Source organism: Paraglaciecola marina, from assembly GCF_004360155.1.
GTDB classification, from domain to species: domain Bacteria; phylum Pseudomonadota; class Gammaproteobacteria; order Enterobacterales; family Alteromonadaceae; genus Paraglaciecola; species Paraglaciecola marina.
In genome coordinates, this window is sequence record NZ_SAIS01000019.1 from 21,340 (window position 1) to 42,282 (window position 20,943).

The window sequence follows — 20,943 nt, forward strand, 5'->3', positions numbered from 1 at the left end:
ATAATGCGTTTTTTGTCACTTATAACAAGGAGGTGAGGTTTAACACTGACACCTCACTGCTTGTTACACATATATAATGTCCACATTTGATATTTGGTTTAAGCAAAATCAGTACCATAAAAAATAGTCTAGTCTCCGTTGGCGTTTTGAATAAGATTAGGTGCGTTATCTGCCAATTATGATGAAATGATGTTTGTAGTGGTCGCCTTAATCTTGCCACTACAGCCACAAAGAAAACAACAGAAAACAACAGAAAACAACAGAAAACAACAGAAAACACTTATGGCCTAACTATTGCTGTGGGATAAAATAATAATACGCCAATGGAACTTTGCTATGTCAGTAACGAATATTGATCACCTATCTTTATTGGGCAGCAAGAGGGTTACAAATACTTCGAATGTGACATCAAAAACAAATGAAGGCGGAACGACATTGCCGCATAAAGTAACTAACGCATTAAACAATCATTTTTCTCAATCTTTATTAGCGGCAAATAAAGCGTATTCCTCGTCACAACAAACTAATAATGCAAATATCACTAAAAACGAAGAGTTAAGTGAAGTCGAAGCCCATAGAAAGTTGGCATCAGCCATGCCATTTTTAATACAAGCACTCGATAATCTTGAAGCACAAGCAACAGAACTTGGTGATACCTATAATAGGTTAACGACTAATGGAGGCAAGATAACCAAGTCAGATATTTTAATCTTGTCTTCTTTAGAAGAAGATATAGGTAAAACAAGGGCAGAAATCGAATTAATCATGCAACCTTTAGATGATAACGAGCCACAAACAAAGTTATTATCGAACTTATTATTACCTGTTTTTGAAGGCATTGATGATGAATTAAAAACGTTAACCAAATTTAATGAGGAAGTAGAAGGTAAGCTGGCCTCAATAGAGTTAGAAAGCGGCAATCTTGAACTCGATTTTACTTTTAAGTTAAACCAAGAAAACTTTAATTTAATCGATCAAGACAGAAGATTACTCCCCTTTAGCTTTGTTGCTGATGACTTAAGAGTTATCACAGATTTTCTAAATCAAAACTTCGATAATGGTGGCGCGATAGTGTTTCAAACATCCATTAAAAAGACTGAAGACTTTATTCGATCGTTTGAAAAATACCAAGAAGACAGAAACGAAGATTACCTCTCACAAAGAAAACTGAGGAACAAAACAAGTTAAAGCTAATGTTAGTTCAAACAGTTAACGACTCAAAAAACTATGGTTATGTTCATTGCCTAATATAAAAATAATTACTCACTTGGTTTTTTTAGCCTGAGTGATAAAATCTTTCAAGTAATCAATATCCTGTTCGTTATTACGAACCCCCATAAATATCTGTTTAGCAATACCTTCATCTCCAAAGCGAAGACTCTTGATCGGTAGCGTTTTTGAATGCTCGTCCACAAGCCAACCTGGTAAAGCGCATACCCCTCGCCCTGCTGCTACCATCTGTAACATAATCTCTGTAGTTTCGATGTTCTTATGTTTCTTCACTGAGCATTTTGCTGGGTTGAGAAATTGGCTAAAAATATCTAGCCGCATTGGTTCAACAGGATAACTAAACAGCACTTCTTCACTTAGTTGTTCGGGTAATACAAAATCTTGTTCTGCCAATTTATGAGACTCAGCAACCACCAGCCTATGCTCATAATTAAACACGGGTATGTAGTCAATTTGCGGCTTAAAAAGCGGGTCGGGAGTAATCAGTACATCTATCTCATAACTGAGTAAGGCACCAAGCGCACCAAACTGAAACTCTTGCTTAACATCCATATCAATGTCGGGCCACTGTTCTAAATAGGGTTGAATAACCCTAAGTAACCATTGATAACAAGGGTGGCATTCCATACCAATCCGCAGCGACCCCATTTCACCTTTTGCAATTTGATTTAATAACAGTTCAGTGTGCGAAAATTGCGGCAGTACCCTATTCGCAAGGGTTTGAATACGCCCACCAGCAGCGGTAAGGCGCAGGTTTCGGCCGTCTTTTTCCCATATTTTAGTGGCCAACTGACCTTCTAATTTTTTGATGCTGTGACTTAACGCAGATTGGGATAAATGCAACGAATCAGCCGCTTTAGTTAGGGTGCCGTGCTCTTTAATTGCGGTAAGTATTTCTAAATGAATTCTCTCTAACACCTGCTACCCCTTTTCTAAAGTTTCATTAATGAAGTTAATTCATCGATTAGTAAGATTATAGCATTTTTGCTCATCAATTAAATAACTTATCTTTGCGTTAGCAGTAAGTGTTCAGCCCACTGCTGCACTCTAGTTTCATATTGTTAGCTATATGCGGTTAGCAAATATCTCTCTACGGATTAGTTCAGCCCCTTCACTCAACGCACGTAACTTGCCTCTTGCTACTTCACGAGACAAAGGCGCCATGCCGCAATTGGTACAAGGATAAAGCTTGTCGGCATCCACATACTTAAGTGCTTCTCGCAGAGTGCTTGCAACTTCTTCTGGAGTTTCAATGGAATTAGTTGCCACATCAATAGCGCCAACCATGACTTTTTTACCGCGGAGCAGTTCTAGTAACTCAATAGGAACATGCGAGTTATGGCATTCTAATGAGATAATATCGATATTGGATTTTTGAAGCTTAGGAAAGGCTTGCTCATATTGTCGCCATTCAGAACCTAGCGTTTTTTTCCAATCGGTATTGGCTTTAATGCCATAGCCATAACAAATATGCACCGCGGTTTCGCACTTAAGTCCTTCGATTGCTCGCTCTAAACAAGCAATGCCCCATTCATTTACATCATCAAAAAACACATTAAATGCTGGCTCATCAAATTGGATAATGTCCACACCTGCAGCCTCTAATTCTTTGGCTTCTTGGTTAAGGATTTTGGCAAATTCCCACGCCAATTTTTCACGACTTTTATAATGGTCGTCATAAAGGGTGTCTATCATAGTCATAGGGCCAGGCAGCGCCCATTTAATCGGTTGACTAGTTTGTTTACGTAATAGCTTAGCATCTTCAACAAAAACAGATTTAGGACGTGAAACCGGCCCCACTACAGTAGGTACACTGGCATCATAACGGTCACGAATTTTAACCGTCTTACGATTTTCAAAATCAACCCCCGTTAAGTGCTCAATAAAGGTAGTAACAAAGTGTTGGCGGGTTTGTTCGCCATCACCGACGATATCAATACCTGCTTGCTGTTGTTCTTGCAACGACACACGTAGCGCATCGTGTTTACCATCAATTAATTCCTGCCCTTGCAATTTCCAAGGAGACCATAGGGCTTCTGGCTCTGCCAGCCAAGAAGGTTTAGGTAAACTACCAGCCGTTGCGGTAGGTAGTATGTTATTCGAGATATGCGGTTTTACTGCATTTTTTTCTAAAGTAGATGTTTTCATAATAATTGCTGCTGTACCTTTTATTCTTTGAAGCTTGCTGGTGAGTTTTAACTAATTACACTGCGTAATTAGCAGACCACTGCTCAAGCACTGCCTGATAGGGCTTGATGAAATGCTCTTCAGCATATTTACCCTGCTTAATCGCCAACTTACTGCGCTCTTCTCTGTCATACACAATATGCGTGAGAGAGTGATCTTTGTTCTGTAAATTCGGTTGATAGCAGTTCCCAGCCACTGCATTTGCATTGTAAATTTCAGGGCGATAGATTTTTTGAAACGTTTCCATAGTGCTGATGGTGCTGATCAACTCAAGGTTGCTGTAATCATTCAGCAAGTCTCCAAAGAAATAAAACGCCAAAGGTGCAACACTGTTGGGCGGCATGAAATAACGAACTTGTAAGCCCATTTTTTTGAAATACTGCTCAGTTAATGAGGAACCATTGGGTTGATACTCAAACCCCAATACTGGATGTCGGTTATCTGTACGGTGATAGGTTTTGTTGTCCGAAACACTCAAACAAATAACCGGCAACTTTTTAAAATGCTGCTTATAGGCATTTGAGTTCACAAAATACTTAAAGATTTTTCCATGAAGCTCACCAAAGTTATCAGGCACACTAAACTGAGCTTGCCCTTGATTATGAGCACCCAGCAAAATACTAAAGTCATAATCTCGTACATAAGAAGAAAAGTTATTACCTACTATGCCTTCAATACGCTCGTTGGTTTGGTGGTCGACAATATTCGTTTTCAGTACCTCAATTGACGGAAAGCTCTCACCACTATTTTCTATGTCCATTCCAACAGAAATAATTTCAAGCTCAACAGAATAGCGATCTGCTTTGGGGTTATCCCAGTACGCTAAGGCATTAAAACTATTGTTGATCATTTTTAAGGCATTACGTAAATTCTGCTGACGACTTTCGCCTCTGGCTAAATTAGCAAAGTTAGTGGTGGCCCGAGTGTTGTCAGCGGGATGATAGTTTTCATCGAGGCAAACGTTATTAATGGTAAATGTAAAATCTGTATTCATGATGAATGGGTATCCAATATCCTTTAGTAAATCTGAATGTGTTACTTGCTATTGCGGGCTATCAATTGGTGTCTGTTTCTTTCCAACCAATAGTTGCTAGCTATTAAGGGTATTTATACGCACTTGATTACATGAAAAAAATTGATATTACTTCATCATTACATGAATAAAACTCATGTAATTTTTCTTAGATAAATTACAGAGCATGCAAATTAATCATTTTGAATAGCCCAACTACAAGTGCAGTTGGACTTATTCCAGTGTTGCCACAATATACACCACCACCTATGCCTGTTTCAGCTCTATACCCACAAAACCGCCATTTATCTCCAAGAACTCGCGCTTTTGTAAATTGGCTACAGGAAATTTTCACTCAATTAAAATCAATGCCAGAAATTAGCTAAGGATTATTAAGGCTGTAGCGAAATTGAAAAACATAACTCAATTATTTATCCCAATAAGGGCTATCACCAAAAAACTCTAGGTAATAATCAATAAAAGCTCTGACTTTAGGAGCTAACATTCTAGAACTAGGGTACACCGCCCAAATTGCTGTGTTTGCAACTAAAGGATAGTCAGGCAATACCTCTACTAGCTCACCACTTTGTAACTGCTTATAGGCACTCCAAGTTGAATTAATAGTGATCCCCATGCCGTTAGTACAAGCATCCCGTATGGCCTCTCCGTTATCGGTTGAAAAGGATCCCTTAGCCTTCACAGAAATAATATTGTTGCCGTCTTTGAAGCGCCAAGTATCTAACCCCATCAAAGAGATACAGTTAAAATTAGCTAAATCTTGCGGCGTATCAGGCTTACCATTATTGGCTAGAAAATCAGGAGAGGCACATAAAATGCGTTTATCAGGTGCTAACCTTCTAGCAATTAGACTTGAGTCTTTTAAGCCTGAATTACGCACCGCAATATCAAAGCCCCCTTCGACTAAATCTACAATGCTATCAGATAGCTTTAAGTCCACCTTTAACTGAGGGTTAGCGTCTAAAAAATCACTTAAGGCAGGTAAAAGATGCATTCTGCCAAATGAGGCAGGGGCAGCAATACGCAAGGTGCCACTTGGGGATAAACTCCCTGCCCCAACCGATGCTCGGGCGGCTTCAACACTATCGAGCACATTTTCTGCATGGTGTAAAAACGCTTGGCCATCTTCAGTCAAAGACACTTTTCGGGTAGTTCTATGGATAAGACGAACCCCTAAATTTTCTTCTAGCTTATTAATATGGGCACTGGCCACAGCGGGCGATAGCCCCAGTTCAGAGCCAGCCAAACTAATATTGTGTGTAGCCGCAATGCGCACAAATAGCCTGAGATGCTCTATATTCATCAACCACCCATTATCAACAAAATCTATATAGTCATTCAATAAAGATAGCAATTATCAAATATTATAACAATAACTATACTGGCTTCACTTAAACGAACTCCACTAAGTAGGACGTAAAAAATGAAAGCAATGATAGTTAAAGAATTTGGTAATAGTGATGTATTCGAATTAGCCGACGTAGCAAAGCCAGCGGTAAAAGCAGGCCACGTACTGGTGAATATTAAAGCAACAAGTGTTAACACAGTTGATACCATGATCAGACAAATGGGACCTGATTTACCTTTATCGCCACCAGCCCCTGCTATTTTGGGTATGGACTTTGCCGGTGTAGTAGAAGCTGTAGGTGAAGGCGTAAGCGATTACAAAATTGGTGATGAGGTATATGGCTGCGCTGGCGGACTAGCAGACTTACCAGGCACATTAGCCGAATATATAGTAGCCGACACTAATTTAATTGCTTTAAAGCCTAAAAACTTAACTATGGAGCAAAGTGCTGCCATCCCCTTAGTAGGCATAACCGCCTATGAAGGCTTGCAGCGCGCTGGTATTAGTCAAGGCCAAAAAGTGTTAGTTCACGGTGGCTCTGGTGGCGTAGGTCATATTGCCATTCAGCTTGCTAATTATTTTGGCGCTCAAACCTTTTCAACGGGTGGCGGAGACAATCAGTTAGCACTAATCGAGCAACTAGGAGCTACGGCTATAAACTACAAAACAGAATCAGTTAGTGATTACGTTAACCAGCACACACAAGGCGCAGGGTTTGATTTGGTATTTGACTCTGTAGGCGGGCTCAACATGACAAATTCATTTCAAGCTGCCAAGCTAAATGGTCATGTAGCCTCTACTGTGTCTATGGTAAGTCTAGATTTATCAACGGCTCACTTTAAAGGGCTTTCTCTTCATGTAGTGTTTATGCTTATTCCAATGTTGCACAACCAAGGTCGTCAGCAGCACCACAATATTCTGAAGGCCCTAGCTGACATTGCAGAAGCTGGAAAGCTCACCCCAGTATTAGACGAGCAAAGCTTTTCCTTAGCGCAAGTAGCAGATGCACATGCTCGTTTAGAGAGCGGAAAAGGTTTGGGTAAAGTTGTGGTTTCTATCTAATACCAAATCTAACAAGGGGCAAGTTATGCCCCTTGCTTACAAAGCGAAAACATGAGTATGTCATTTCAATCAATTAACGCCGGATACAACGCAACCTTTAATGAGAACAAACTCTCGTTAGGGTTAGTTGTGCCACTAGAGAATTACGCCCATAGTTCAGTGCCTACCATGCATCAGCAAATTGAACGTATTCAGTTGGCTGAAAAGCTAGGGTTTGCTGCAGTATGGCTACGAGACGTGCCTTTCAATGTCCCGTCTTTTGGTGACGCAGGGCAAGTGTATGACCCTTTTGTATATTTAGGTGTCTTGTCTGCTATGACCTCAAAGATAGCGTTAGGGGTAGCCAGTATGGTGCTGCCACTGCGTCATCCAGCTCATGTTGCTAAATCGGCAGCAAGTGTTGACCAATTATCCAATGGGCGGCTTATCCTTGGCATTGCATCAGGTGACAGGCCAGATGAATATCCCGCTATGAACATCCCCTTTGATGACAGAGGCAGTCGCTTTAGAGATAGTTATGAGTACATTCGCAAGAGCTGGAAAAACGCCTCTCAGTTTACCAACCAGTACGGTGAACTAGGAAATGACTTAGATATTTTACCTAAACCCGTAAATAGCCGTTTTCCCATGTTAATTACTGGCAGTAGCCAGCAAAATGAGACTTGGTTAACCCAAAATGGAGATGGCTTTATCACCTATCCCAGAACACTGCATACTCAAGAACAAATAATTAATCGTTGGCGCCAAGTAAGCAGTAAATTTGGGCAAGTCAATAAACCCGTGATGCAACCTTTGTATATAGATATTCAAGATGATGACAATGCCCCTATGGAGCCTATTCACCTTGGCTTTAGAAACCATAGGCGTTAACCATGTGGCATTAAATTTACGCTTTAACCAAATGCCGATAGACAAAACCCTGCAACGAATTGCAGACCAACTTTTGCCACTTTTTAAGTAAGGAACGAATCAAGATGAAAAAAATACTGATCACTGGCGCAACTGACGGAATTGGACTAGAAACAGCAAAACTCCTTGCCTCAAAAGGTCACCATTTACTCATGCATGGCCGTAACACCAGCAAGCTGCAAGCCGCTGTTGAACAAATAGAGCAACAATCACCAAACGCCTTAATAGATATCTACCTTGCTGACTTATCTAACTTTAATGACATAACACAATTAACCCATACCATTAAGCAAGAACATAGCTGCCTTGATGTCATCATCAATAACGCTGGGGTATTAAAAACGCCACAAACTATTACCAAAGATGGCTTAGATTTACGCTTTATGGTTAATAGCTTTGCGCCGGCAATCATCACCCATTCTTTATTGCCCCTATTAAGTAATGAAGGAAGAGTCGTGAATCTTTCATCGGCAGCCCAAGCCCCTGTTCATACACAGGCTATGAGAGGTGAAGTGGCAATGAAAGACGATTTTCAAGCCTACGCCCAAAGTAAGCTTGCTCTTACTATTTGGTCTAAGCAGCTTCAAGCAAAGCTCAAACCTAAGCAAGTTTCTGTCGCAGTAAACCCTGGCTCACTTTTAGCGTCAAAAATGGTAAAAGAAGGCTTTGGAATGGCCGGTAACGATTTGAGTATAGGCTCAGAAATTTTAGTTAAAGCAGCGCTATCGGAAGAGTTTGCAGATGCCGCAGGCAAATATTTTGACAACGATGCTAAACAATTTGCCTTGCCTCACACGTTTGCAAGTAATCAAGATAATTGTGAGGCGGTTATAGCTACAATGAATTCGGTGATAGAAAAACACACTAGTAACTAACTTGCTAGTTAGCTCTCCATTGTTTTTTTAATCCAATCGATAAACACTCTAACTCGTAGGGATTGCTCACTTGGACTTTGGGAGACAATAAACAACTGCTTAGTTGGCGCTATTGTGTGGTCCCACAAACCTATCAAGCGCCCTTGGCGAATATAGTGGGCCACCTCTAATTTATCTGCCAGTGCAATACCAAAACCAGACAAAGCAGCATTGATAGCTTGATGGGCATTGACCAACTGAAACCGCCGAGTACTTTTAGGGATCTCGATATTGACGCTACTGAACCAATTTTTCCAAAGGTTAGATTGGTCCACAATCAAGGTGAAATCCAATAAGTCTTGGGGAGCTTTAATATGTTTATTGTTCTCTAACAATTGTGGCCTGCATATCGGAAACAGTTGCTCCTGATACAAAAGCTCAGTGTGCTTAGCTGTCTTGCTTGGTTTACCGTAACAAATAGCCACATCAATACTACTGTCTAAATCTACCGCACCTGGCTCTATCATTTTTAAACTTGTGGCAACTTCTGGGTACTGTAATTGAAACTCACCAACGGCATCTAAAAGCCAAGTAGATACCTGCGACTCGGTACTGGCCCAAACCAGTGGCCCTTTGAGCTCTTCGGGAGCGATATTTAACGCCCCTTGAATTATGGTGTCTAAGCCTTCCGTTGTGGCATGCAGCAAGCTTTGTCCTGCTGATGTTAACGCAAGTTTATTATGCCTGCGGTCAAACAATTGCACCCCAAACTTATCTTCTAATAATCGAATTTGCCGACTGACAGCTGCATGGGTTACACCTAGCTCTTGGGCGGCAGCTCGCATATGCAAATGCCTACCACACACTTCAAAGGCTCTAAGGGCATTTAGGGGTAAATCTCGCCTTGTGATCACGGCAACCTCTTGGTTAGTTTTAATTACCAATAGGGTAACAATATATAGATTGTGGTAACTAAAACAAACAAATAATATGGTACACACCTGTTAAAAACCTAATTGGAGTGCCTATGTCTGCCATGATTTACCCCACATCAAACTTTGCCGATCAACAAAAACTCTGTTTTGAACGAGCCGAAGGTGTCTATATTTTTGATTCAGATGATAAAAAATATTTAGAAGGCATGTCGGGACTTTGGTGCACAGCATTAGGTTACGGTAACCAAGAATTAATTGATGCTATCTCAGAGCAATTACAAACCCTTTCATTTAGCCATTTATTTGGGGGTAAAAGCCACACTCCAGCTGAAGAGCTAGCCAGTAAAATTGCCGCTATGGTGCCAATTACTGATGCCCATGTATTTTTTGGTAATTCAGGCAGCGACGCCAACGATACCCATTACAAGATGCTACGTTATTACTTTAACGCCATTGGCAAACCTGAAAAACGCAAAATCATTACCCGTCAGCGGGCTTACCATGGTGTTACTGTTGCCTCAGGCTCACTAACCAGCTTGCCAGTGAATCTTGCTCATTTTGATGCACCTTTAGATGCCTTACATATTTTACGTACAGATGCCCCACACTATTATTCTGGGCATCAAGTGGGTGAGTCTGAAACACAGTTTGTTGACCGAATTTTAGGAAACCTTGAAAGGCAAATACTCCAAGAAGGTGCTGATACAATTGCAGCCATGATAATAGAGCCTATCACTGGCGCCAGTGGCGTGATTGTGCCACCAGAAGGTTACTACCAAAAACTACAAGCTCTACTGCGTAAACACGACATCTTGATTTGGGCAGATGAAGTCATCACAGGGTTTGGCCGTACAGGTAATGATTTTGGGTGTACCACTATGGGGATCAAGCCTGATCTTATGACATTTGCGAAGCAACTTTCTTCGGCCTATTACCCTATAAGTGCCTCGGTTATCCCAGGTTTTATGTACGATGCCATGATCGAACAAACCAATGCCAGCGGAGTATTTGGTCACGGCTATACCTACTCTGGTCACCCAGTGGCATGCGCTGCAGCGTTAAAAACCTTAGAGATTTTTGAGAGAGACAATATCTTTGAAAAAGCTGCAAAAGCCGGTGACTACTTACATCAAAAACTCGCAACATTAGAGGCCCACCCTTTGATAGGTGAAATTCGAGGCGCAGGGTTATTAGCTGCAATTGAGCTAGTGGCAAATAAAGAGCAAGAAATACACTTTAAAGATGCAAAAGTTGGTGCGTTTGCTCAAAAGTCTTGTGAAAACCATGGGCTAATTGTGCGCGCGGTTGCAGGTAACTCAATAGCACTATGCCCACCTTTGATTATCAGCAATGAGCAAATAGACGAGATAATAGAAAAACTTACAAAAGCACTGGATGACACCCTTGTTTTTGCTCAGCAGCAAAAACTCCTGTTACCTTAGCCTCACAACCTATACAGATAGACTAAACACAAGAGCCGCCTATTGATACTCATTAAGGCGGCTTTATTACATAAGCATTCAGCTATTTTACTGTGGTTATACCCTAAAGTGAAACTACACCTAATAACTCATTGCAAGGCATTGATGTTATAATATAACATATGCATAATTTTGTTATAACATAACAATGGAGCCTAGAGTGGTAACCACAGATTTATCCAATGCATTAATCAAAGCAGATTCTTTATGCGTCAGCATTAAAAACAAGTCCATTTTAAAAAACCTTAGTTTTCATGTAGATACAGGTGAAATATATGCATTGCTTGGAGGAAATGGCGCTGGTAAATCAACCACCTTAAAAACCTTACTGGGCTTTAATACTCCAAGTAGCGGCTCAGTAACAATAGAAGGTAAAGAGGTTAATCAAGCGCTCAATTTTGTTAGAGGTAAAACCGCTTATTTACCAGAGTCAGCTACTTTATATTCACACCTTACAGCCCGTGAAAATGTTAATTACTTTTTATCATTAGCTGACATAAAAAAGACAGATGATGAAATTAACCAAGCATTCGACCGAGTTGCTCTCCAAGCAGATGCTCGTGATCGCCATATGCAAACCTACTCTAAAGGTATGCGCCAAAAAACGGCCATAGCCTTAGCCATACTTCGCGAGGCTCCAATATTTCTATTGGATGAACCCACCTCAGGCTTAGATCCAGTAGCGATAGACGAGTTTAACCAGTTGGTACGAGAACTTGCCTCCACTGGCGCCACTATTTTAATGGTCACCCATGATGTATATGGAGCCTGTCAAGTAGCCAACCGAATAGGATTATTACGAGATGGTGAGCTTGTGGGTGAGTTTGCAGCAGCAGAAAACAGCCGAATCGACACCGAACAAGTTCATGCTGCCTTTGCACAAAGAGGCACAGCGTGAGTCAAAATAACCTATCGAAAATCATCATAGTCGCCAAAGACGAATGGCGTTACTGGTTGCGTTCTAAATTAGCTATATCGGTAATGGCAATCGGTTTATTATTAACCCTGTCATCTGTAATTGTCACCTCTATCAATATGATGGAGCTAAGCCATGCTAGACATGAACTGCAAGAAGACGCCGAAGAAACCTTTGTTGAACAACCCGACAGACATCCCCACAGAATGGTTCATTATGGGCATTATGCCTTTAGAACACCTGCACCTTTAAGCATACTCGACCCTGGCATTGATGCTTACACAGGTAATTCAATTTTTCTTGAAGGTCATCGCCAAAACAGCGCAATGTTTGCTGATCAAAAACAAGGGACCGCATTAACCCAATTAGGTAGCTTAACCCCAGCGTTTATCGTACAAACCCTAGCACCACTATTATTGATTCTGATTGGTTATAGTTCGGTGAGTCGTGAGCGCGAGTCCCAAACCCTTACTTATTTGCTATCTCAAGGTACCTCTGGCAATACCTTGATTTTAGGCAAAGGATTAGCACTACTATCCGTTATTGGCCTGATTTTAGCGCCTCTAGCTGTGGCAGCCTTAATTAGTCTACATGATGGCGAAAGCATCACAGCAGTATTAGCATTTATATTGGGCTATGGCCTGTATTTAAGTGTTTGGGCTTTACTGGTTTTATTATTTTCTAGTGCCTTATCTAAAAATAGTGAAAGCTTCACTGCATTAGCGTTTGTATGGATATTACTCTGTGTAGTAATGCCAAGAGTGGCAAGTACTACAGCGGCAACGTCTGTGCCTGCTGCAGGCAAACTCGAAACCGACTTTGCAGTTATAGCTGAGTTACGAAAACTTGGTGACGGTCACAATGCCGCAGATCCTGCCTTTGACAAATTAAAAGCCGAGCTATTAGAAAAATACAATGTGGACTCAATTGACCAGCTACCTGTCAATTATCGAGGCATTATCGCTAGTGCGGCAGAAGCCGAGCTAACCCATGTTTTAAACGAGTTCGCAGAACAACGTATGCAAACCGAGTTGTCACAAATTCATGTATCTAGGCAGTTTGGCTGGTTATCACCTATGGTCGCTATCCGCTCTTTATCAATGCTTGTAGTGGGCACAAGTATAGAAACCCATCACAGATTTTTACGTGAAGCCGAAGCCTTAAGGTTCGAGTTTGTTCAGGCTTTAAATAAAGTACATGTAGAAAAGCTCAGCTACCAAGACGACATGAATCGTAATAAGGATGCAGCCGCCACCCAAAAAGCCCGTGTAAGTGCTGAGAACTGGCAAGTCTTAGAAGACTTCAACTTTGAAGTAGATAAAGCCAAGCAGCGTATGCAAAGAAGTTTAGCTGCGTTTTTACAATTATTACTGTGGATAGTTCTGCTTGTGGTAGCCATCAGAACAATTGGGAAGCGTTTGATATGAATTATTTTTTTCAACAACTCAATCGAGAATGGCGTTTTATGTTGCGCCAGAAATACATACTAATTTTGCTAACTTGCACATTTCTAATTTCTAGTTTCTCGGTACTCAGTGGCTTGAATGAAATTAGTCAGCAGCAGCAAACCCTAGAACGTTTAAAAGCTGCCGATACGGTAGACCGCGAAGCGGCTCAAAAAAAGCATCATGATCCTGGCTCAATTGCCTACTACAGTTTTCACCTCACCTCTTCTGCGCCTTCAAACTTAGCCTTTGCCGCTTTAGGAGAGCGCGATATTTACCCCTGGAAACACCGTATCAAAATGTTAGCCCTAGAAGGCCAAATTTACGAAAGCGATACTCAAAATGCCGAGCTTGCTCAAGCAGGTAAAATCGACTTTGTGTTTGTGCTAAGTGCACTTTCACCTTTGCTGATTATCCTGTTGTTTCATGATTTATATGCTAGTGAGCGTACTAGCGGCAGACACGATTTATTAGTCACCACAGCCAAATCTTCATGGGCACTATGGGGAGCCCGTGGAGCTATTCGTTTCATCTCACTTTTATTGTGCCTAATGGTGCCATTTTACTTTGGAGCTTGGCTTAGCGGCACTAACCTATCCAATGTTGTGATGGTGTCTTTCTGGAGTGTTATCTACTTGATTTTTTGGACAATTCTCAGTGTTTATTGGGGCAAAAATGCCAGCAGTGCACCAAGAGTTGCATCAGGTCTTATAGGGATATGGGTGTTGTTTGCTTTTATTATTCCTATTTTAGGGGACTTAACTATCAATAAGCTTGTTCATTCACCTGAAGGTGGTGACATAGTCTTAACTCAGCGTGAAGCCGTAAATGATGCTTGGGATATCCCCAAAGAAACCACTATGGATGCCTTCATCGCAAGCTACCCCGAATGGAAAGATCACGTCGCCATGGAAAGCGAATTTGAATGGAAATGGTATTACGCTTTTCAACAAGTAGGAGACCAAACCGCTGCACCTTTATCACAAGCATACCGAGATGCAGCTCATAAAAAATATCAGCTAGCCGGGATTGCATCATTGCTTTCGCCTCCTTTGTTATTACAAAGAGTGTTAACCCGTCTTGCTAATACAGATGCAGTGGCAGCCTTTCAATACGAACAGCAAATAAGAGACTTTCATGAACGTCTTAGACTGTTTTATTACCCGTTTTTATTTACCCAACAAAAACTCGGTGAAACCCAGTTAGCTACTATGCCTAGTTTTGAAAAACTCACTCAAATACAAAAGGCTGAACTCAATAGCAATATTGACACAAGCCAGTAAATCATTAACACATAACAAACTAAAAAGGTTTTACAATGAACACCTCTTCAAAAGGGCTAAAGCTCACTTACCTAAGTATCTGTTTAGCTAGCTTATTTATGCCACAAGCACTTGCTGCTGATGAAAGCAACGATGAAATCGAGACTGTTGAAGTGGTTGGCTCCCGTCAAGCTTACCAAGGGGATTTCAGCCCCCTTGAAACACCACAGTCTGAATTAAGAATTAACTCAGAAGCCCTACAAAATGCAGGTGCCTTTGACCTAAACCAAGCCTTAGATTTATCTGCCTCTGTGGCACGTCAAAATAACTTTGGTGGCCTTTGGAATAGCTTTGCGGTACGTGGTTTTGTGGGGGACGAAAACCTGCCAAGTAATTACTTAGTAAATGGATTTAATGCAGGCCGTGGCTTTGGTGGCTCTCGTGATCTGTCTGGCATAGAGTCGGTAGAAATATTAAAAGGTCCAAGAGCTGCATTATTTGGCCGCGGTGAGCCCGGTGGCACAATCAACCTAGTTACTAAGCGAGCTAACTTTAATGACAAGGCTGAAGTCACTGTATCCGTGGGTAGTTTTAGCACACTACGAGGGGATCTTGATGTAAACAAAGTGGTTTCTGATGATCTAGCGGTTAGATTTGTAGGTTTTTATGAAGATGCAGAAAGCTTTCGTGACACAGTAGAAACCACAAAACAAGGTTTCAGCCCGTCGGTTTTATGGTCCATAAATGACGATAGCCAACTTACTTATGAGCTTGAATACAGCCACCAAGAAATCCCCTTTGACCGAGGCGTTATTGCTATTGATGGCAAGCTTGGTGTGATACCAGAAAGCCGCTTTTTAGGTGAGCCGGGTTATGGTCCTATAGAAACCGATGTCTTGGGTCATCAAATTGAATTTCAAACAGACATAAATCAAGATTGGAGTGCTTTAGTTGGCTTTAACTACCGTGATACTTCGCTAGAAGGATTAGCCTCAGAAAACGGATTTAGTGCACCAGATGAAGACGGCAACTTTGGTCGCTTTAGCCGTTATCGCGATTACGATGCTATCTATCAGGTATTCAGAGCTGAGCTAAGTGGTAGTTTTGAAACAGGCTCATTAACCCACAGCCTTATAGTAGGGGTTGATTCAGACAAATTCGAAAATGATCAATTTGCCCTTAGAGACAGATCCACAGACCAAAGCATCAATATTTATGATCCTGTTTATGGGCAATACCTAGAGTCGTCTCTGGCCCTAGCAAGTAACATTGACCGTGTTGAGACACAGGAAAGTTCAGGCTTGTATATCCAAGATCAAATTAGCTTAACCGACAAGTTAGACATTCGTCTTGGTGCCCGCTTTGATGACTACCAACAAAAACTTGTTAACCGTTTATCCGATAGTACCTCTGAATATTCAGAGTCGAAAGTGAGCCCTCAGCTTGGGGTTGTCTATAAAGCCTCTGACGCTTTATCTTTTTATGCAGCATACGGCGAAAACTTCCGTCCACTTTCTGGAGCAACAGATGAAAACGACTTAGATCCAAATTTATCTGAGTCCACAGAGGTAGGGGTTAAGTTTGCCCTCAATGACGGGGCGCTATCGGGAACATTCGCAATCTTTGATGTGAAACAATCTAACATAGCCACCTTTGATGCAGATTTTAATGCAACAGCAGTAGGTAAAGCTGCTAGCCAAGGGGTTGAGCTTGATTTAACAGGTGACATCACAGATAGTCTAAGTATTTGGGTTTCATATTCTTATATAGATGCAGAAACCAAAAACGACTATACCGATGCTATTTCTTACAACTTTATTCCTGCTGGTTCAGACCTTCTGAATATAGCTGAAAATCAATTAAGCCTACAGTTGGTTCAACAAACCCAGCTAGCTGAGAGGGATCTAGATCTAATCGCAGGATTAGTTTACGTAGGTGAAAGAATTGGTGAGTTTGGTGATCCTAGCTTCAAATTGCCTGAGTACACTACAGTTCGTCTTGCCTCAAACTACGCGGTATCTGATGCATTGACGGTACGCGCAGAAGTAAACAACCTGTTTGACCAAGAGTACTACACCAACTCTTATGCCAGTGTTTGGGTTCAGCCCGGCACACCTCGCAGCTTTAGAGTATCGGCTACTTACAACTTCTAGATGTAAGGCTACACATTCAATAAGACAAAAAGCCCCCATATTGCTAAATATGGGGGCTTTTTATTTTACTTAAGCTCAAAGGCTACCTCTGAGTATCTTCATGACTATGGTCTGGTTTTGTGCTTTTGTTAGATGTATCGAGTTGTTGAATGGGCTGATTTCTAACGCATAACAGACTTTCTGCCATATATTGGCAGGTACCAATATACAAATCATTATGAACTCCTTGATATCGACACGCCTTAGACCTTTGCTTTTGCACACATGCTTTAATGGCGAGTTCATTTAAAGGACCAGAATGGGCATAGGCATTAGTTGCCTGCATACCCACACTCACCGTAATGATCAGGAGTATAAATAGATTAAACCTAGGTATCTTCAAGTTTAATGTTCACCATTTCTTGGTGGAGCACCATTAGGTGGAGGTCCGCCCCCTGGAGGTGGGCCACCTTGGGGACCGCCACTAGGTCGTACAGTTTCACCATGTAAACACCCTATAAATAGGTTCTCGCTGGGACTGGCAGTATGGTAGTGATAGCCTCTTACAGCATCGGTTTGCCCACGGCACTCATCTAAGCCTTCAGCTTCTTTACCTTGGGAGTCTTTCATAGCATAAATCCCATAGCCATCTATGGCGTAACCTATCAAGGGTGCATGACCATCATCAGTATTTGCAGCCCTATCAGTACATCCTGTTGACGCATGATAATGATAACCTTGGTGAACATTAATATGCCCACCACAATCATCAAAAGCAGCAATAGTATATGCCCCTAAAATCGCATTAACAGGTGCAGGGCCAGACAACTCACTACCGTCTAATGCTATACCAACAGTGCGCACTCGCCCTGTTCTTTTGGCTGGGATAGGAGTGGTAGGAATAAGATAAGTAACCGAAAAATCATCGTCTAAGTACTCTAGCTTACACTCGATGCAATTTTGCATGTACTGGGCTTCAACATCTGGCTTTGCCGCCCCTAAACACGCTTCTTTCGTAGCGGTATAACGCACTTTTTTAGTGTCGGCGTCATACACCAACCACTTTTCATCACCATAATATTCGTCAAGTTTCAGGATAAACTCACCTGTTATATCGACTAAATCACCTGAACCACTTTTATCAAACCAAGCTCCACCAGCATCGGCACCATCATCAATTGTTCTTGGACAAAAAGGGCCTGGCTCTCGACCAGCCGGTGCGCCTGTTGTTATAAATTCATAACAACTAGTTTTGGTACCTTGCGCCGTTTCACAATCTATAATTTTAGGTGCTTGGCTAAACGCCCCTTCAGTAAACATAGAGATATCTATGCCTTCTGAGATATCTGCTGACTCCGACTTTAATTGGGTCTTATCATCACAACCAAGTAAGACCAAAGAGCTCAGTGCAAATGCCATGAACAATGATCCATAGTGTTTTAAATTCATTAATACCTATCCTTAAACTCATATGGGGAACAACAGCCCCTCACCTACACCCACTCTAATAGTTTATAGCGTAATTGTGCAGATAATATGGACATTATTAACCTTTCGGCAATACAGGGCCTGCTGATACATTTTTTGAAACTGTTTGTTCTTTTAGTTTCTTCACATCTACCCAAAAGCTCATTACAATGGCGCTGACATTTATTAGAGATAAATATGTTCAAACCATTATCAAAACTATTAATTATAACTAGCTTATTGATTGCCTTTGTAGGGCAAGCTATGGGTTCTTATGTTGTAACCTTTGATGATGCTAGAACCAATCAGCAAGTAAACACCCAGCAGCTAGACGCAGATGAAGCCGGTGATAATCATGGTATTACCGAAAAAGACGATTGCTGTGATGTTGACTGCTGTGAAGACCAATGCTTTTGCCCAGCCAATGCCTGTGTTGCTATGATTTACCTAGATAACACAGTTACGCAATCATGCCTTAAACTCATAAGTGAGTTTGCATTACCCTACACACAAAAATCCCCCCATTATATTGCTACCTCTTTGTATCGGCCGCCTATTTTTACCTCCTAGGCTAAACCCAATCATCACCCCTAGAAAACACTAAAAGTCGTTATATTAATTGCGTCATTGTCGCAGTTTTTAGCATTATTTTGAGGTAAAAAATGCTTACTAATTATTCTAAAGTCGCGCTGGCTATTTTGTTAGCCCCCCTACTATCTTACGCAAATGAAGGTGAGCATCACGAAGATCACCATGACGAGCATGGCGAACCTAAGATTGAAAAAATTCAGGTCACGGCATCACGCCTTGGCCGCATAGTCACTGAATCAGCGACCCGTACCGAGATTATCAATGGCGAAGAAATTCAAGAAAAAGCCTTGATGCGCCCAGGTAACATTTCTATGTTGGTTGCCGAAACCGGTGGTGTACGAGTACAAACCACCTCTCCTGCCTTAGGCAGCGCCAATATTCGTTTGCAAAGTTTGTATGGCCGCTACACCCAGTTATTAAGTGATGGTTTGCCTTTATATGGCGGACAAACAGCCTCTATTGGCTTGTTACAAATCCCCCCTACCGATTTGGCCAATGTAGAAATTATCAAAGGCTCTGCTTCGTCACTTTATGGCGGCTCAGCCCTCGGTGGTGTGATTAACCTTATTTCTCGTACTCCATCAGATGAATTTGAAGGCGAGGTCTTACTAAACGCCACATCAAAAGATGGCCAAGACCTTACTTCGTATATTGCATCGCCCATAAATAAGCGCACCAGTGCTTCGCTTACCGCTGGCATCCACAATCAAGAACAGCAAGATTTAGACAATGATGGCTGGCTCGACATGGCTGAGTTTCAACGGGCTACACTTCGCCCCCGTTTATATTGGGAAGGAGAAAACGGCGCCAACTTATATGTGACAGTTGGCGCCATGAAAGAAGAGCGTGTGGGTGGCACTGCTGAGGGGGCAAGCGTTCCCGATGGCAATGCTTTTATCCAAAGCCAAGATTCACTTCGCCTCGACAGTGGCTTTATATTTGATCAGCCCCTTAATGATGAGTTTAATCTTAATATACGTGGCTCTGCTATGCGCCAAGAGCATGACCACATTTATGGCGCGGTACAAGAAAGCGACCTTCATCAAAGTTACCTACTTGAGTCCAGTGTTTCGGGTTACAAAGATGCAGCTGCTTGGGTGGTTGGCCTAGCTTATCAAGTTGACCGCTTTGAATCAGAAGACTTTGCTGAGTTTAATTACAACTACCGAGTGCCGGGGTTATTCTCGCAACTAGATTACGAGGCCTCCGATGATGTTTCATTGTCACTCAGTGCCCGCGCAGATTGGCACAGCGAATACGGCACGCAATTTAGCCCACGGATTTCAGTCTTGTATAATCCAGATAGCTGGACCATTCGCGGTGCTTACGGACAAGGTTTCTTTGCCCCTACTCCCTTCATTGAAGACATTGAAGATGCTGGCTTATCACGCTTAGCCCCCTTTGATGATGTGGTTGCTGAGCAAGCCACCACGGCCTCAATAGATATCAGTTACGTATTTGATAGTATCGAAACTAGCATGGTTTTATTTGCTTCTGATGTTGATAATGTCACCGAGCTTGAAGAGATTGACCCAATTGATACTTTTTCAGACAAGCAAGTGCGTATCGTCAATGCTCAAGGAGAAAGCGAAATTCGTGGCGCTGAATTACTGCTTCGTTATCGCTGGCATGACATAAAGCTAACCGGTAGTTACCTTTACACAGACGCGACCAAGCTAAGTGAAGATGGCCTTGGCCGCGCGCCCCTAACACTCACCCCGCAACACTCAGCGGGTGCAGTTATCATGTGGGAAGAGCATGGCAGTCACTTAGTGGGGTTTGAAGCATATTACACGGGCACTCAACACCTAGAAGGTAATCCACTTCGCAGTAGAAGCGACGCGTATTGGCATTTAGGCTTACTTGGGCAAATTACCATTGGCAAAGTAAGTTACTTTTTAAATGCCGAGAACCTGCTCAATGTGCGCCAAACTAAAGGCGAATCCTTAGTATTGCCAGAGCAAGCCCCAAGCGGACGCTGGACCACAGATATCTGGTCACGAAACGACGGTTTTACGGTGAATGCAGGTGTGCGTATTCAATTTGGGGATTAAAGACTCAACAAACTGAGTTAGTTGATTATCATCCAGAGAG

18 protein-coding genes are annotated in these 20,943 nt (G+C 41.9%); 11 read left to right on the forward strand and 7 right to left on the reverse strand.

Annotation, left to right across the window (positions count from 1 at the left end; genetic code table 11):
- Window positions 1-336 precede the first annotated feature (336 nt).
- Window positions 337-1,188 (forward strand): hypothetical protein, encoded by an 852-nt coding sequence (locus tag EOK74_RS18860; protein WP_133471669.1) that lies wholly within the window; start codon window positions 337-339, stop codon window positions 1,186-1,188.
- A 75-nt stretch (window positions 1,189-1,263) separates the two neighbouring features.
- Here the strand turns inward: EOK74_RS18860 and EOK74_RS18865 are convergent, their stop codons facing one another.
- The 4 genes from EOK74_RS18865 to EOK74_RS18885 form a co-directional block, all read right to left on the reverse strand.
- Window positions 1,264-2,148 carry a LysR family transcriptional regulator gene (locus tag EOK74_RS18865; protein ID WP_133471670.1) on the reverse strand — a complete coding sequence of 295 codons (885 nt, stop codon included), beginning with the start codon at window positions 2,146-2,148 and terminating at the stop codon, window positions 1,264-1,266.
- Window positions 2,149-2,295: 147 nt separating this feature from the next.
- Window positions 2,296-3,378, reverse strand: a complete 1,083-nt coding sequence (locus EOK74_RS18870; protein ID WP_133471671.1) for a methionine synthase — start codon at window positions 3,376-3,378, stop codon at window positions 2,296-2,298.
- 55 nt (window positions 3,379-3,433) lie between these two features.
- Entirely contained in the window at window positions 3,434-4,411 is a 978-nt protein-coding gene (locus EOK74_RS18875) for a DUF1852 domain-containing protein (protein WP_133471672.1), read from the reverse strand.
- 445 nt (window positions 4,412-4,856) lie between these two features.
- The gene (locus tag EOK74_RS18885; protein ID WP_133471673.1) at window positions 4,857-5,750 is read right to left on the reverse strand and encodes a LysR family transcriptional regulator; all 894 of its coding nucleotides are present in this window, start codon (window positions 5,748-5,750) and stop codon (window positions 4,857-4,859) included.
- 120 nt (window positions 5,751-5,870) lie between these two features.
- On the opposite strand from EOK74_RS18885, the gene EOK74_RS18890 reads away from it, so the two are divergent.
- The 3 genes from EOK74_RS18890 to EOK74_RS18900 all read left to right on the forward strand — a co-directional run bounded on the left by EOK74_RS18890 (window position 5,871) and on the right by EOK74_RS18900 (window position 8,641).
- The gene (locus tag EOK74_RS18890) at window positions 5,871-6,857 is read left to right on the forward strand and encodes a zinc-dependent alcohol dehydrogenase family protein (protein WP_133471674.1); all 987 of its coding nucleotides are present in this window, start codon (window positions 5,871-5,873) and stop codon (window positions 6,855-6,857) included.
- 51 nt (window positions 6,858-6,908) lie between these two features.
- On the forward strand, window positions 6,909-7,727 hold the full coding sequence (locus tag EOK74_RS18895) for an LLM class oxidoreductase (protein WP_205964732.1): 819 nt from the start codon (window positions 6,909-6,911) through the stop codon (window positions 7,725-7,727).
- 104 nt (window positions 7,728-7,831) lie between these two features.
- On the forward strand, window positions 7,832-8,641 hold the full coding sequence (locus tag EOK74_RS18900) for an SDR family NAD(P)-dependent oxidoreductase (protein ID WP_133471675.1): 810 nt from the start codon (window positions 7,832-7,834) through the stop codon (window positions 8,639-8,641).
- A gap of 8 nt (window positions 8,642-8,649) precedes the next feature.
- Here EOK74_RS18900 and EOK74_RS18905 read toward each other — a convergent pair whose 3' ends face one another.
- Window positions 8,650-9,534: a LysR substrate-binding domain-containing protein gene (locus EOK74_RS18905; RefSeq protein ID WP_133471676.1), complete on the reverse strand. Its 885-nt coding sequence runs from the start codon at window positions 9,532-9,534 to the stop codon at window positions 8,650-8,652.
- Window positions 9,535-9,647: 113 nt separating this feature from the next.
- Here EOK74_RS18905 and EOK74_RS18910 point away from each other — a divergent pair, with 113 nt between their 5' ends.
- The 5 genes from EOK74_RS18910 (at window position 9,648) to EOK74_RS18930 (ending at window position 16,812) form a co-directional block, all read left to right on the forward strand.
- Window positions 9,648-10,997, forward strand: a complete 1,350-nt coding sequence (locus tag EOK74_RS18910; RefSeq protein ID WP_133471677.1) for an aminotransferase — start codon at window positions 9,648-9,650, stop codon at window positions 10,995-10,997.
- A 199-nt stretch (window positions 10,998-11,196) separates the two neighbouring features.
- On the forward strand, window positions 11,197-11,934 hold the full coding sequence (locus EOK74_RS18915; RefSeq protein WP_239024173.1) for an ABC transporter ATP-binding protein: 738 nt from the start codon (window positions 11,197-11,199) through the stop codon (window positions 11,932-11,934).
- Complete coding sequence (locus EOK74_RS18920; RefSeq protein ID WP_133471679.1) at window positions 11,931-13,379, forward strand: ABC transporter permease; 1,449 nt, start codon at window positions 11,931-11,933, stop codon at window positions 13,377-13,379. The genes EOK74_RS18915 and EOK74_RS18920 overlap by 4 nt, the downstream gene beginning before the upstream one ends.
- Complete coding sequence (locus tag EOK74_RS18925) at window positions 13,376-14,680, forward strand: DUF3526 domain-containing protein (protein ID WP_133471680.1); 1,305 nt, start codon at window positions 13,376-13,378, stop codon at window positions 14,678-14,680. The genes EOK74_RS18920 and EOK74_RS18925 overlap by 4 nt, the downstream gene beginning before the upstream one ends.
- A gap of 35 nt (window positions 14,681-14,715) precedes the next feature.
- Entirely contained in the window at window positions 14,716-16,812 is a 2,097-nt protein-coding gene (locus EOK74_RS18930) for a TonB-dependent siderophore receptor (protein ID WP_133471681.1), read from the forward strand.
- 82 nt (window positions 16,813-16,894) lie between these two features.
- Here the strand turns inward: EOK74_RS18930 and EOK74_RS18935 are convergent, their stop codons facing one another.
- Together EOK74_RS18935 and EOK74_RS18940 are read right to left on the reverse strand one after the other, a co-directional pair.
- Window positions 16,895-17,137 carry a hypothetical protein gene (locus EOK74_RS18935; protein ID WP_133471682.1) on the reverse strand — a complete coding sequence of 81 codons (243 nt, stop codon included), beginning with the start codon at window positions 17,135-17,137 and terminating at the stop codon, window positions 16,895-16,897.
- A gap of 59 nt (window positions 17,138-17,196) precedes the next feature.
- The gene (locus tag EOK74_RS18940) at window positions 17,197-18,240 is read right to left on the reverse strand and encodes a YHYH protein (protein WP_133471683.1); all 1,044 of its coding nucleotides are present in this window, start codon (window positions 18,238-18,240) and stop codon (window positions 17,197-17,199) included.
- Between the two features lie 216 nt (window positions 18,241-18,456).
- Here EOK74_RS18940 and EOK74_RS18945 point away from each other — a divergent pair, with 216 nt between their 5' ends.
- Window positions 18,457-18,828, forward strand: a complete 372-nt coding sequence (locus tag EOK74_RS18945; protein WP_133471684.1) for a hypothetical protein — start codon at window positions 18,457-18,459, stop codon at window positions 18,826-18,828.
- A 92-nt stretch (window positions 18,829-18,920) separates the two neighbouring features.
- Entirely contained in the window at window positions 18,921-20,903 is a 1,983-nt protein-coding gene (locus tag EOK74_RS18950; protein ID WP_133471685.1) for a TonB-dependent receptor plug domain-containing protein, read from the forward strand.
- Window positions 20,904-20,943 lie beyond the last annotated feature (40 nt).